The organism is Actinomadura scrupuli, assembly GCF_050971785.1.
In the GTDB taxonomy this organism is placed as follows: domain Bacteria; phylum Actinomycetota; class Actinomycetes; order Streptosporangiales; family Streptosporangiaceae; genus Actinomadura_E; species Actinomadura_E scrupuli.
The window spans coordinates 542,342-554,155 of the sequence record NZ_JBPCCU010000001.1 but is presented as its reverse complement, the minus strand read 5'-3'; the positions used below and the strand labels follow the sequence as shown (position 1 = coordinate 554,155).

12 protein-coding genes are annotated in these 11,814 nt (G+C 71.3%); 9 read left to right on the top strand and 3 right to left on the bottom strand.

Annotated features, from left to right (window positions below; genetic code table 11):
- Positions 1 to 24 precede the first annotated feature (24 nt).
- Positions 25 to 702 (bottom strand): MtrAB system response regulator MtrA, encoded by a 678-nt coding sequence (mtrA, locus tag ACRYCC_RS02580; RefSeq protein ID WP_433808250.1) that lies wholly within the window; start codon positions 700 to 702, stop codon positions 25 to 27.
- 527 nt (positions 703 to 1,229) lie between these two features.
- Between mtrA and ACRYCC_RS02575 the strand changes: the two genes are divergently transcribed.
- The 5 genes from ACRYCC_RS02575 to ACRYCC_RS02555 all read left to right on the top strand — a co-directional run bounded on the left by ACRYCC_RS02575 (position 1,230) and on the right by ACRYCC_RS02555 (position 7,011).
- Complete coding sequence (locus ACRYCC_RS02575; RefSeq protein ID WP_433808248.1) at positions 1,230 to 2,591, top strand: DUF7847 domain-containing protein; 1,362 nt, start codon at positions 1,230 to 1,232, stop codon at positions 2,589 to 2,591.
- Entirely contained in the window at positions 2,588 to 3,283 is a 696-nt protein-coding gene (locus ACRYCC_RS02570; protein WP_433808246.1) for a DUF4129 domain-containing protein, read from the top strand. The genes ACRYCC_RS02575 and ACRYCC_RS02570 overlap by 4 nt, the downstream gene beginning before the upstream one ends.
- Positions 3,280 to 4,527, top strand: coding sequence for a DUF4350 domain-containing protein (locus tag ACRYCC_RS02565; RefSeq protein WP_433808244.1), 1,248 nt, complete (start codon positions 3,280 to 3,282; stop codon positions 4,525 to 4,527). Before ACRYCC_RS02570 ends, ACRYCC_RS02565 begins: the two co-directional genes overlap by 4 nt.
- Positions 4,528 to 4,582: 55 nt before the next feature.
- A complete protein-coding gene (locus ACRYCC_RS02560; protein ID WP_433808242.1) occupies positions 4,583 to 5,569 on the top strand; it encodes an AAA family ATPase in 987 nt (328 codons plus the stop codon).
- A 95-nt stretch (positions 5,570 to 5,664) separates the two neighbouring features.
- Complete coding sequence (locus ACRYCC_RS02555) at positions 5,665 to 7,011, top strand: DUF58 domain-containing protein (protein WP_433808240.1); 1,347 nt, start codon at positions 5,665 to 5,667, stop codon at positions 7,009 to 7,011.
- A 64-nt stretch (positions 7,012 to 7,075) separates the two neighbouring features.
- On the opposite strand, the gene ACRYCC_RS02550 is transcribed toward ACRYCC_RS02555, so the two are convergent.
- Entirely contained in the window at positions 7,076 to 7,567 is a 492-nt protein-coding gene (locus tag ACRYCC_RS02550) for a hypothetical protein (protein WP_433808238.1), read from the bottom strand.
- Positions 7,568 to 7,833: 266 nt separating this feature from the next.
- Between ACRYCC_RS02550 and ACRYCC_RS02545 the strand changes: the two genes are divergently transcribed.
- Both ACRYCC_RS02545 and ACRYCC_RS02540 read left to right on the top strand, forming a co-directional pair.
- Positions 7,834 to 8,523, top strand: a complete 690-nt coding sequence (locus ACRYCC_RS02545) for a TetR/AcrR family transcriptional regulator (protein WP_433808236.1) — start codon at positions 7,834 to 7,836, stop codon at positions 8,521 to 8,523.
- 177 nt (positions 8,524 to 8,700) lie between these two features.
- The gene (locus ACRYCC_RS02540; RefSeq protein WP_433808234.1) at positions 8,701 to 9,039 is read left to right on the top strand and encodes a hypothetical protein; all 339 of its coding nucleotides are present in this window, start codon (positions 8,701 to 8,703) and stop codon (positions 9,037 to 9,039) included.
- A gap of 125 nt (positions 9,040 to 9,164) precedes the next feature.
- On the opposite strand, the gene ACRYCC_RS02535 is transcribed toward ACRYCC_RS02540, so the two are convergent.
- Positions 9,165 to 9,581 carry an ATP-binding protein gene (locus tag ACRYCC_RS02535; protein ID WP_433808232.1) on the bottom strand — a complete coding sequence of 139 codons (417 nt, stop codon included), beginning with the start codon at positions 9,579 to 9,581 and terminating at the stop codon, positions 9,165 to 9,167.
- A 109-nt stretch (positions 9,582 to 9,690) separates the two neighbouring features.
- Here ACRYCC_RS02535 and ACRYCC_RS02530 point away from each other — a divergent pair, with 109 nt between their 5' ends.
- Together ACRYCC_RS02530 and ACRYCC_RS02525 are read left to right on the top strand one after the other, a co-directional pair.
- Entirely contained in the window at positions 9,691 to 10,506 is an 816-nt protein-coding gene (locus ACRYCC_RS02530; protein ID WP_433808230.1) for a helix-turn-helix domain-containing protein, read from the top strand.
- Positions 10,506 to 10,697, top strand: a complete 192-nt coding sequence (locus tag ACRYCC_RS02525; RefSeq protein WP_433809899.1) for a DUF397 domain-containing protein — start codon at positions 10,506 to 10,508, stop codon at positions 10,695 to 10,697. The genes ACRYCC_RS02530 and ACRYCC_RS02525 overlap by 1 nt, the downstream gene beginning before the upstream one ends.
- The last annotated feature ends 1,117 nt before the right edge of the window (positions 10,698 to 11,814 follow it).

Sequence of the window (11,814 nt, the reverse complement as noted above, 5' to 3'; positions counted from 1 at the left end):
TTTCAGGGGGTGCCTGGCCTCAGGTCAGGCCGGGCCGGCCTTGTAGCCGACCCCGCGTACGGTGACCACGATCTCGGGGTGCTCGGGGTCCTTCTCGATCTTCGCCCGCAACCGCTGGACGTGCACGTTGACCAGCCGGGTGTCGGCCGCGTGCCGGTAGCCCCAGACCTGCTCCAGGAGGACCTCCCGGGTGAAGACCTGGCGTGGTTTGCGGGCCAGTGCCACCAGCAGGTCGAACTCCAGCGGCGTCAGCGGGATGTGCTTGTCCAGCCGCTTCACCGAGTGCCCGGCGACGTCGATCGTGATGTCGCCGATCGTGAGCGTCTCGGGGGCGGGCTCGTCGGTGCGGCGGAGCCTGGCCCGCACGCGGGCGACCAGCTCCTTGGGTTTGAACGGTTTGACGATGTAGTCGTCGGCACCGGATTCCAGGCCGAGGACGACGTCGACGGTGTCACTCTTCGCCGTGAGCATGACGATCGGGATGCCGGACTCGGCGCGGATCTGACGGCATACGTCGATGCCGTCGGCGCCGGGCAGCATGAGATCGAGCAGCACGAGGTCGGGCCGGGTCTCCCGGAACGCCTCGAGCGCCTTGTCGCCGTCGTGCACGAACGACGGCTCGAAGCCCTCGCCCCGCAGGACGATGCCGAGCATCTCGGCGAGAGCGAGGTCGTCATCGACGACCAGTACTCGTCCTCTCATGGCCCTCATCGTTACATGTAGAAGCGAAAGACCTGCGGAGCTGCCAGGTGAGCTAGAGGCTACCCGCGTTTGCCGACCATCTGGCCCGCAGCGAGGCGAAGACCGGCACCCAGGTGACAAACACCCAAGGGCCGGATTGTAAGCGGGACCAAGCCCCAATGTCCTCGATTGGCCCCTTATTCGTCTGGCTGACCGGGGCACATGGGGGTTCTCCAGGCCACTTCCCCCAAAAACGCGGTGATCTGCGACACAAGGGGATACGCTACGTCGTGCTTCGCACACGGGGCGCCACCTCGGGTGCGGACTCGTCACGACACTTCGCCCAGGGGCGGGCACGCCGCAGACCAGAAACGATCATGGAGGGGTCCGGTCGATGGGTATTTCATGGATTCGTAGTTGACCGCCTGAGGGTGGCATTTCCCATACCGTGACAGGATGACCTGATCGAGTCATGGCAGGGGGCACCGATGGCGGGTCTACAGGCGTGGGCGGCGCCTGGCTCGGGCGTGCCCGAAGATCCATCGCCGTTGCACGAACCCGCCGGTCAGGAGCCGGGCCCCGTTCCGGTACGGCTCGCGGCGGACCGCTCCGAACTGCTCGGCGGCGACATCCCGCTGCGCCCGCTGGGGATCTCCGAGACGCTCGACGCCGCGATCACCAGTGTCCGGCGCAATCCGCGGGCGGTGCTCGGGCTGGCACTGATCCTGACGAGCGCCGTCCAGGTGACCCTCACGCTGGGGGCGTACTTCCTCGTCGGCCGCTCGGCGAGCGACGAGGTCACGCCGGGGCCCCTCGTGCGGTCGGTCGGTACCCAGTCGCTGCTGGTCGTCATCGGGCTGGTGCTCAACGCCTACATCGTCCTGCTGCTGGCCGGGATGCTCGCCCCGGTGCTGGGGCGCACGCTGTTCGGCCTGCCGGGGACGCTGCGCCAGGCCTGGCGTGACGTCCAGCCGAGCCTGGTCCGGCTGGTCCTGGTGTCCACGGTCACGATGACCCTGTCGCTGGTCGCGATGACCGTCCCGGTGGTGCCCTTCATCCTGCTGGCGGCCGGCGGGGCCCCGGCCGGGCCGACCCTGCTCGCCGGCCTCGTCGGCTTCCCCGTCGGCCTCGTGCTGATGATGTGGCTGTACGTCACGTGCGTGCTGGCCGCACCCGCCGTGGTCATGGAACGACAGACCGTGCCGCAGGCGTTCCGCCGGGCCCGTCAGCTGCTGAGCCGCCGCTGGTGGCGGGTCTGCGGGACCCTGCTGCTCACCCTGCTGATCACGATCTTCATAAGCCTGATCGCGCAGGTGCCCTTCTTCCTGCTGACCCGGATCCTCTTCGGCGAGGACCCCACCGGGTGGGCGGAGCTGCTGTCGCTGGCCGTGAGCACCGTGGGCCGCATCCTGAGCTGGTCGCTCATCGGCCCCTTCGACGCCGGAGTGATCGCCCTGCTCTACATCGACCTGAGGATGCGCCGGGAAGGGCTCGACCTCGAGCTGCAGACCCGCGAAGACCTGGAGATCCACGACTTCCTGGAGCTGTGGCGGCCCAGCCCGCTGGTGACCGGCCCCGGCTCGGGACACCGGCCGCCGCGCGGGGGCACCCCGCTGCTGCGCCCCGCCCCGCCCCAGGCCGCCCCGCCGTACGGAGCCGCCCCGCCGTACGGAGCCGCCTCGCCGTACGGTCCCACCCAGCCATATGGCCCCACCCAGCCGCACGGGCCCGCGCAGCCGTACGGCCCGACCCAGCCCCATGGGACGGACCCGGCCTACGGCCCCACGCAGCCGTCCTCCCCCTATGGGCCCCCGCCCTCGTACGGGGCCGCGCCGCCCGCCGCGGGCACGCCGCCGCACGACACCGTTCCACCGGCCGGGCCCGGCGCGCAGAGCGACGGTTCGCGATGACGGGCGCATGGCAGGGCCTGGCGTCGCTGGTGCCCGCCCCGATCGGCCGCGACCAGGCACGGGATCTCGCCCGCCGGGAGCTGGACAAGCCCATCTACCACCGGGACGAGCCCTCGGTCCTGGACAGGTTCTTCGACCGGGTCGGCGAATGGCTCGACTCACTGTTCCGGCAGACGCACGGCCCCGGGCCGGGCGGTGGAGGCGGCGGCGTCCTCGCGATGATCGTGATCGTGGTGCTGATCCTGGTCGTGGTGGGGCTGGTCCTGTGGTGGGCGCGCGGCGGCCGCAACACCAAGTCCGAACGCGAGGCGCTGCTGGAGGGCACGCCCTCCGCCGCCCGGGACCACCGGGCGCTGGCCGAGCGGCACGCCGCCGCCGGGGAGTGGGCGGAGGCCATCCGGGAGCGGCTGCGGGCCATCGCCCGGGGCCTGGAGGAGCGCGTCATCCTCGATCCGCGGCCGGGCCGTACCGCCGACGAGCTGGCGGCGGAGGCCGGGGTGGCGCTGCCGGAGCACGCCGAGGAGCTCATGCTGGGGGTGCGGATCTTCGACGACGTCTGGTACGGCGACCGGCCCGGCACCGAGGCGGGCTACGCGCGGCTCAAGCGGCTGGACGAGCGGGTGCAGGCCGCCAAGCCCCGGCCCATGGAGCAGGGAGAGCCCGCGTCCACGAGCGCCTGGAGCCCGATGTGAGCACCACGCTGACCGACCCCGGCCCGGCCCTGACCGCGGAACCGCCAAGCGCCGGCCAGATCGCGACGCGCCGGTGGCGGCGGTGGCGGGGGATCCTGCTCTTCGTGCTGGTGCTGGTCCTGCTTGGGCTGGTGCTCGCGGCGCTCCGCCCCCGGGTGCAGGCGCAGTACCTCGACCCGGAGACGGCCGGCCGCGACGGCGCCAGGGCGCTCGCGCAGATCGTCGGCGGGCACGGGACCCAGGTGACGGTGTCCCGGTCCGCCGCCGACGCGGCCGACCGCATGCGCACCACGCCCGACGCGGTGCTGGTGGTCGTCCGGGCGGAGCGGCTGACCGAGCCCGATTTGCGGACGCTGCGGTCCACGCCCGGGGACCTGCTGCTGGTCGAGCCCACCCGGACCGCGCTCGCGACGCTCGTACCCGGTGTGGAGCAGGCCGGCCCGGCCGCCAAGAACGTCGTGCCGCCGGCGTGCGGGCTGACCGCCGCGACCCTGGCCGGTGACGTCGGCTTCGACTACGCGATGACGTACGAGGTGACCCCGCAGGCGGGGTCGGCCACCACGTGCTATCCCGAGGAGGAGCACCCGCGGCTGGTCCAGCTCGCGATCGGCGGCCGCCAGGTCACGGTGCTCGGCTCCGGCGGGCCGCTCACCAACGGGCAGCTGCTCGAGCGGGGCAACGCGGCTCTCGGCATGAACCTCGTCGGAGGCCGGCCGAACGCCGTCTGGCTGATCCCCGGCCTGCCCGAGCAGGGCGCCGGCGGGGACAAGTCGATCCAGGACCTGGTGCCGTTCGGGGTGAAGCTCGCCGTCCTGCAACTGATGATCGCCCTCCTGCTGGTGGCGCTGTGGCGCGCCCGGCGGCTGGGCCCGGTCGTCACCGAGCCGCTGCCGGTGATCGTGCGGTCGGCGGAGACCGTGGAGGGACGGGCCCGCCTCTACCGTGCCCAGCACGCCCGCGACCGGGCCGCCGACGCGCTGCGTTCCGGCGCCCGCGAACGGCTCGTCCCCCGGCTCGGGCTGCCCCGCAGCCTGGCCCAGGATCCGGCCGCCGCCCAGGAGATCGTCACCGCGATCGCCGGGCGGCTGTACTCGACCGGTCCGGTCCCGGGCACCCGGCCTCGCCAATGGGACGAGACGACCATCGGCTTCGCCCTGTACGGTCCTGCACCAGCGGACGACGCCGGGCTGGTCGGGCTCTCCGACCTCCTCGACGATCTGGAGAGGCAGGTCCTCGGGTCGTGATCGCCGCAAGCATGCACGGCGGTTCCTCATCGCCGTGCGCCATAAGAGGGGAATCATGAGCGCGGACTATCAGCCGGACGTGGTGGACACCGGCGACGGAGCGACCGCCCGCAAGGCGCTGACGGCGCTGCGCGGCGAGATCTCCAAGGCCGTGGTCGGGCAGGACGCGGTGATCACCGGCCTGGTCATCGCCCTGCTCTGCCGGGGCCATGTCCTCCTGGAGGGCGTGCCGGGCACGGCCAAGACACTGCTGGTCCGTGCGCTGGCGCAGTCGCTGGCATTGGACTTCAAGCGGGTGCAGTTCACGCCCGACCTGATGCCCGGCGACGTGACCGGCTCGCTCATCTACGACAACCGCACCTCGGAGTTCGAGTTCCGGGAAGGCCCGGCGTTCACCAACCTGCTGCTGGCGGACGAGATCAACCGGACGCCGCCGAAGACGCAGGCGTCGCTGCTGGAGGCGATGGAGGAGCGGCAGATCTCGGTCGAGGGACATCCCCGGCCGCTGCCGGACCCCTTCATGGTCTGCGCGACGCAGAACCCGATCGAGTACGAGGGCACCTATCCGCTGCCGGAGGCCCAGCTCGACCGTTTCCTGGTCAAGCTGAACGTGCCCGTACCCGGCCGGGACGACGAGATCTCCGTGCTCCAGCGGCACGCGACCGGCTTCGACCCGCGCGACCTGTCCGCCATCGAGCCCGTGGCCGGCGCCCAGGAGCTCACGGCCGGCCGCGAGGGCGTACGGAAGGTGCACGTCGATCCGAAGGTCGCGGGCTACGTCGTCGACCTGTGCCGGGCCACCCGCCAGTCGCCCTCGCTGCAGCTGGGCGTGTCCCCTCGCGGAGCGACCGCGCTGCTGGCCACCTCGCGGGCCTGGGCGTGGCTGTCCGGCCGGGACTACGTGACGCCCGACGACGTCAAGGCACTGGCCCGGCCGACGCTGCGGCACCGCATCCAGCTGCGTCCCGAGGCCGATCTCGAGGGCGCGACCGCCGACGGCGTCCTCGAGGGCGTGCTCACCACCGTCCCCGCCCCGAGATAGGTGAACCGCCCCATGCCCCTGACCAGCACCTCCTCCGTGATCATGCAATCGTTCGCCGAACGATTGCGTGATCATGGACTGGAGGGGGGCCGGGCATGGCGCTGACGGGGCGGACCGGGCTGCTGGCCGCGCTGGGCGCCATCGTGCTGCTGTTCGTGCCGCACTGGTGGGCGCTGCTGGCGGTGGAGGGCGTGCTGGCCGCCGGCGTGGCGGTGGACCTGCTGCTGGCCGGCAACATCCGGCGGCTGCGGCTGCACCGGTCCGGGGACACCAGCGTGCGGCTCGGCGAGACCGCGCACGTGTCGCTGATCGTGGAGAACCTGGGACGGCGGCGGGTGAAGGCGCGGCTGCGCGACGCCTGGCCGCCGAGCGCCGGCGCGATGCCGGCGGGCATGGCCGTCTCCCGCGCCGGCCGGCTCCCGGACCTCCGCCGCACGCCGGCCAACGTCAAGCTGAGCGTCCCCGCGGGCGAGCGCCGCCGGGTGGACCTGACCCTGGTCCCGACCCGGCGCGGCGACCGGCGGCCCGCCGCCGTCACGGTGCGGTCGACCGGGCCGCTGGGGCTGGCCGCCCGGCAGCTCTCCCGCCCGGCCCCGTGGACGCTGCGGGTGCTCCCGGGCTTCCCGTCCCGCCGTCACCTGCCGGGCAAGCTGGCGAAGCTGCGCGAGCTGACCGGCAACCACGTGGCGCTGATCCGCGGGCAGGGCACCGAGTTCGACTCGCTGCGGGAGTACGTCGACGGTGACGACGTCCGCTCGATCGACTGGCGGGCCACCGCGCGCCGGGCCGACGTGGTCGTGCGGACCTGGCGGCCGGAGCGGGACCGGCGCATCTACCTGGTGCTGGACACCGGACGCACGGCGGCCGGCCGGGTCGGTGACATCCCCCGGCTGGACTGCTCGATGGACGCGGCGCTGCTGCTCGGAGCCCTCGCCTCCCGGGCCGGTGACCGGGTCGACCTGCTGGCCTACGACCGGAAGGTACGGGCGCGCGTCGAGGGCGCCTCCCGGACCGACCTGCTGACCTCCATGGTGCAGGCGATGGCGCCGCTGGAACCCGCCCTGATCGAGTCCGACGCCGCCGGCATGGTCTCGACGATCATGTCGAAGGTACGGCAGCGCTGCCTGGTGGTGTTGCTGACCGAGCTCAACTCGGCCGCGATCGAGGAGGGCCTGCTGCCGCTGCTACCCCAGCTCACCTCCCGGCACCTGGTGATGATCGCGGCGGTCTCCGACCCCCGGGTGACCGAGATGGCCGCCGCCCGCGGCGACCTGGCGGCGGTGTACGACGCGGCCGCGGCCGAGCGGGCCCGTGCCGAACGGCGCCGGCTCACCGCGGAGCTCCGCAGGTTCGGCGTGGAGGTCGTGGACGCGCCTCCCGACGCGCTGGCCCCCGCCCTGGCCGACGCCTACCTGGGGCTCAAGGCCGCCGGGCGGCTGTGACCTCCGTACGCACCCCCGAGGCCTGAAGCGGTACGGGGGTAACGGCGGTTCACGGGGGTGTCGGTCAGGGGGACTTTCGTTTGGAGGCCGTCCGGTGGACCTTGAGCGCCAGGGCGGCCGCGGGCAGCTCGACGAAGGCGGCGAGCAGGACGGCGGCCAGCAGCGGCCGGCCCGGAGCCGCCGTGGTGATGTCGAACCACGCGTCCGCGACCAGCAGGGCGGCGGTCGCCGCCGAGGTCGAGGCGACCAGGGGGCTGCGCCGATAGGCGAGCCAGGCGGTGGTGAGCACGAGAACCGCCAGCAGCGCGTCGAACCCGGCCCAGGCGACGTTGTAGTGCGGGCTGAGGCTCTGCGGCGGCAGGCTCAGGGCGAGATAGCCCGTCCACACCGCCAGCCCGGCACCACCGAGGCCGAACAGCGGGGCCGCCCAGGCCAGGACCTCCCGCCGGCCGGTGCGCGGCGAGGCCGGCTCCCGGGCCGGGGCGAGGGCGGGCTCGTCGGCGACACGCCAGTGCGCGAGGCCCGTGTCATCTCGCTCGTACACGAGGGTCGCCACGCTGCCACCCTCCTTCCTCACCAGGACGTCCTCACCGGGACGAGAACCGGAGATCTTCCTCCAGTTAATGCGACCCTAAAACACAACCGGAGGAAAGTCTACGGTTAGCTGCGCCACACTCGACCTGGTCAACCGGCCGTTCAGGACGTGTTAACCCTGGTCCAAGAGCCGCCGCCACTGGGCGGGCCGGGCTGTCCCGCACGTCGCCCGGTCGGCAGGTTGCGAATTAGCCGGAGGATATTCTCCGGATGAGCTAGGGTGAGCGCGTGGTAGATACTCCGCCCGCCGTGACGGCCGACCGGGCGCTCCGGGCCGATGCGGAGCGCAACCGGCGGCGGATCCTGGACGCCGCCGCGAAGGCGTTCGCGGAGCGCGGCCTGGAGGTGCCGCTCGACGAGATCGCCGAGCGTGCCGGGGTCGGCATCGCCACCCTCTACCGCCGGTTCCCCAGCCGGGAGGACCTGATCGCGGCGGCCTTCGCCGACAAGCTGGCCGAGTACGCCGAGGCGGCCGAACGCGCCCTGCGAGCCGCCGACCCCTGGGACGGCTTCCGCGACCTTGTCGAGCACATGTGCGCGCTTCAGGCCGCCGATCGCGGCTTCACCGACGTCATCACGCTCACCCTGAACTGCACCTCGGCTCAGGCTCAGCGGGACCGCGCGCAGACCGCCTTCGCCGTCCTGGTCCGCCGGGCCCAGGACGCCGGGGTGCTGCGCGACGACTTCGTACCCGAGGACCTGCTCCTGCTGTTCCTGGCCAACGCGGGCGTGGTGCAGGCGACCAACCAGGCCGCGCCGCACGCGTGGCGGCGCCTGGTCGCCCTCATGCTCGAAGCCTTCCGCGCCGACCGCCCCGGCCCGCTGCCCGCGGCGCTGACCCTCCCCCAGGCCGAGCGCGCCATGCGCGACCTCGCCCGCGACAAGGGCGTCTGCCCGGGACCCCTCCCACCCTGCTGAGACCGCACTGCGGCGCCACGTGCCGGTCGGTCCCCGAGACCGCACGTTCGGCCTGCCTCGTCCACCTACCGGTCGGCTGCATCGCCGGGACCGCCCTGCGCCTCGTGATGCCCTCGGGACAGTAGATCTCAATGCCTGTGGTTCAGCACTGGCGTTCACACAACCTGGGGGAACGAGATGAAGTTTTTCCAAGCCACCATCATCAGTGGCATGGTGGGAGGCACCGCCTACGTAGTCAAGGGTCACGGTGCCGGCTACCTGCACATCGGTAGCCTCGTGTGCATCATTGCCACGGCCCTTGCCGCCCTGGGCGGCGCCTACCTGGGTAGCATCATCCTCCGCCTTCTCGGCGGAAGAATTGGCGCAGAGACCCCCGGCACCTTCGCAGCAGGTCTTTGCGTCATCGTCATCGGCGCCGAGGTCATCGGAGGTCATGACGGCATCATCGTCGCCATCGGCCTCTTCCTCGGCCTCTTCCTCGGTCTCGCCACCGGCTGGCCTTCTCAGGCCCGGTGACCTGACCGCTCATCCGCAGGGGCCCGGTGGACACCACCGGGCCCTTGATCTTTGCCTGGCGCCGGCCGCCGGTGTCAGTCAGATCGCGGTGACGTGTACCGTGCGCCCACCCTGGAGCGGGCGGGTCAGGGCTTGAGGCGGGCCCAGGCCCATTTGCCGCCGGCCGGGTCGGGGGTGCAACCGCAGTCGGCGGACAGGGCCTGTACCAGGGCGAGGCCCCAGCCGCCGTTGTCGTCCCAGTGCTCCTCGCGGAGGTCGAGGGTCTCCAGGGTGGGTTCGGTGACGGGCCGGGCCACCGGAGGTCGCGGGCTGGAGTCCCAAACGGCGATCAGGATCCCGGCGCCGTCCCGGGCCAGCCGGAACCGGATCTCACGGTGGGGCGTCTCGGCGATCGCATTGGTGACGAGTTCGGTGATGACCAGAAGCGCGTCGCCTGACATATCCATCAAGCCCCATTTGTACAGCCGGGTCTCAGCGAGAGTCCGAGCGAGGCCGGCAGCCGCCTTTGTCGCGAGCAGAGAAATGCGCAGGTCGTGTGTCATCGGGCCACCGCCATACCGTTTCAATCGAGTTCCGCATCCACCACCCAAGAATCGTCGCCTCCAATTACCGTGCGTATTACCCGGACCAACTGGATACACAGGAGGCCTCATGGCGATCGTCCGCGACCCCCTCGACCCCAAGCTGTCCCACTGGCATCTGCTCGCCTACCTGCTCAGGTGGGAGCGGGAGAAGCACGACCTGTCGCTGGCCCAGTGGGGGAACATCATCAATGCCGCCCGCTCGACTGTTTCCAACGTCGAGGCCGGGCGGCGGAAGCTGGATGAGAACCAAGCGAAAATCATCGACAAGCGCTATCGCACAGGTGGGCTTTTCGAGCTTTTACTGTGGTATGCCAGAAATGGCCACGACCCCAACTGGGCCCAATCCGTCACGGAGTACGAAGCCGCCGCCCTGGTGATCAGGATTTACCAGGGCCAGATCATCCCGCCGCCGTTCCAGACCGAGGACTACGCACGCGCGCTGCTGATGGCGAGCAATGTCAAGGATCTCGAAGCCACGCTCAAGGCGCGCATGGACCGGCAGAAGGCGATCCTCGGTCGGCGGGACAGCCCGTTCGTCTGGGCCCTGCTGGACGAGAGGGTCCTGGACGACTGCATCGGCGGCCCCCGGGTCATGCGGGCCCAGCTCCGTCACCTGCTGGAGCTGGTGCGGCGACCGCACATCTCCATCCGCATCATCCCGAGGTCGGCGGGGGCACATCCCGGGCTGGACGGGGTCTTCCGGATCATCAGCATCGATTCCCGCGATATTGCCTACGCTGGAGCGGCACGGGGCGGTCGGCTGATCGAGATGCCGGGTGAGGTCGCGGCCTTCCGGCTCGACTTCGACCTGATCGGGCAGAGGGCGGCATCCGACGACGCCTCGCGCGTCCTGATCGAACGGCGATTGGAGGCCATCGAGTGATGGTGCACTGGCGCAAGAGCTCCCACAGCGGCGGGGTCAATGACGAGGCGTGCGTCGAGGTGGCGCGGCTGGCCGCCGGGCTCACCGGGGTCCGCGACTCCAAGCACCCCGGTGCCGGAGACCTCCGGCTGACCGGCGCGCAGTTCGCCGGCCTGCTGGCCCAGATCAAGAGCGGCGACCTCGACCGCTGACATGTCTCCCCTTGGGGTCATGCGACGCCCCACCGCATGGCCCCAAGGCGCCTGGCGACACCCGAATTCCCGAGCCCCTGAGGACAGCGGCACCGGCCTGGCTGACACCGAACGAGCGCCACACCGCTGAGGCCGCTGGGGCCGTGCATTCGCCAGGTGCCGTCATCTCGGACCAGGTCAGGTGCGGCCATGTTCACGCGTGCCTTCTGAGGCGGGGTTACCTCACAAAATGCTTTGCCCTGACCACCCGGAGGCGGCCCTGGTGGTCCGGGTGACGAATCGGGGGCGATGAGCCGGGCCGTTTGGCGGAGGTAGCAGGCCAGGGTGTTGTTCGTCGTGTCTCTCCCCCGGGACGGCGCCGACCCGCCGCCCGCGCCCTCGTGCTGCTGTGGCGGGATAACGCCACCGGCACTGGCCACAGTCTCAATGCGGCCATCAACGCCTCCGGTGGCCACGCACGTAGACGCCTCCATGATCACGCACGTACCGGATTCCTCGATCGCCTAGAACATCCTTGCGAGGACCACCGCCCTACAGGGGCCGTCACCGTCTACGGCGAGACCACCCGGTCGAGGCCCACGAGCAGGCTCCGTCCCAGGCGACCCGTCACACGTTCGAGGCCGGGTACGGCCACGGAGGCGGTCACGGCACATCACCCCGCCCCACCAACAATCCGCAGCCACGCAGAAGCCGACCCCCCCACCCTCGAGCCCAGGTACGACCACAAAGGCGGTCACAACACACCACCCCGCCCCACCAACAATCCGCAGCCACGCAGAGGCCGACCCCCCCACCTTCGAAGCCGGGTACGGCCACGGAGGCGGTCACGGCACATCACCCCGCCCCACCAACAATCCGCAGCCACGCAGAAACCGACCCCCCCACCCTCGAGGCCAGGTACGACCACGGAGGTGATCACAACACACCACCCCGCCCCACCAACAATCCGCAGCCACGCAGAAACCGACCACCCCACCCTCGAAGCCGGGTACGACCACAGAGGCGGTCACAGCACACCACCCCGCCCGACCGATAACGCGGCCGCGTAGATGTGGTCACGGCAATGCTTTTTGAGAGGCACTCCCTCCATGGCGGCGGGTGGCGCGCTGTCGACGAA

What these genes read in the sequence shown, in the direction of transcription:
- mtrA (WP_433808250.1), bottom strand. Translation starts at nt 702, where the DNA reads ATGAGAGGACGAGTACTGGTCGTCGATGACGACCTCGCTCTCGCCGAG.
- ACRYCC_RS02570 (WP_433808246.1), top strand. Translation starts at nt 2,588, where the DNA reads ATGACGGGCGCATGGCAGGGCCTGGCGTCGCTGGTGCCCGCCCCGATC.
- ACRYCC_RS02560 (WP_433808242.1), top strand. Translation starts at nt 4,583, where the DNA reads ATGAGCGCGGACTATCAGCCGGACGTGGTGGACACCGGCGACGGAGCG.
- ACRYCC_RS02555 (WP_433808240.1), top strand. Translation starts at nt 5,665, where the DNA reads ATGGCGCTGACGGGGCGGACCGGGCTGCTGGCCGCGCTGGGCGCCATC.
- ACRYCC_RS02540 (WP_433808234.1), top strand. Translation starts at nt 8,701, where the DNA reads ATGAAGTTTTTCCAAGCCACCATCATCAGTGGCATGGTGGGAGGCACC.
- ACRYCC_RS02535 (WP_433808232.1), bottom strand. Translation starts at nt 9,581, where the DNA reads ATGACACACGACCTGCGCATTTCTCTGCTCGCGACAAAGGCGGCTGCC.
- ACRYCC_RS02530 (WP_433808230.1), top strand. Translation starts at nt 9,691, where the DNA reads ATGGCGATCGTCCGCGACCCCCTCGACCCCAAGCTGTCCCACTGGCAT.
- ACRYCC_RS02525 (WP_433809899.1), top strand. Translation starts at nt 10,506, where the DNA reads ATGGTGCACTGGCGCAAGAGCTCCCACAGCGGCGGGGTCAATGACGAG.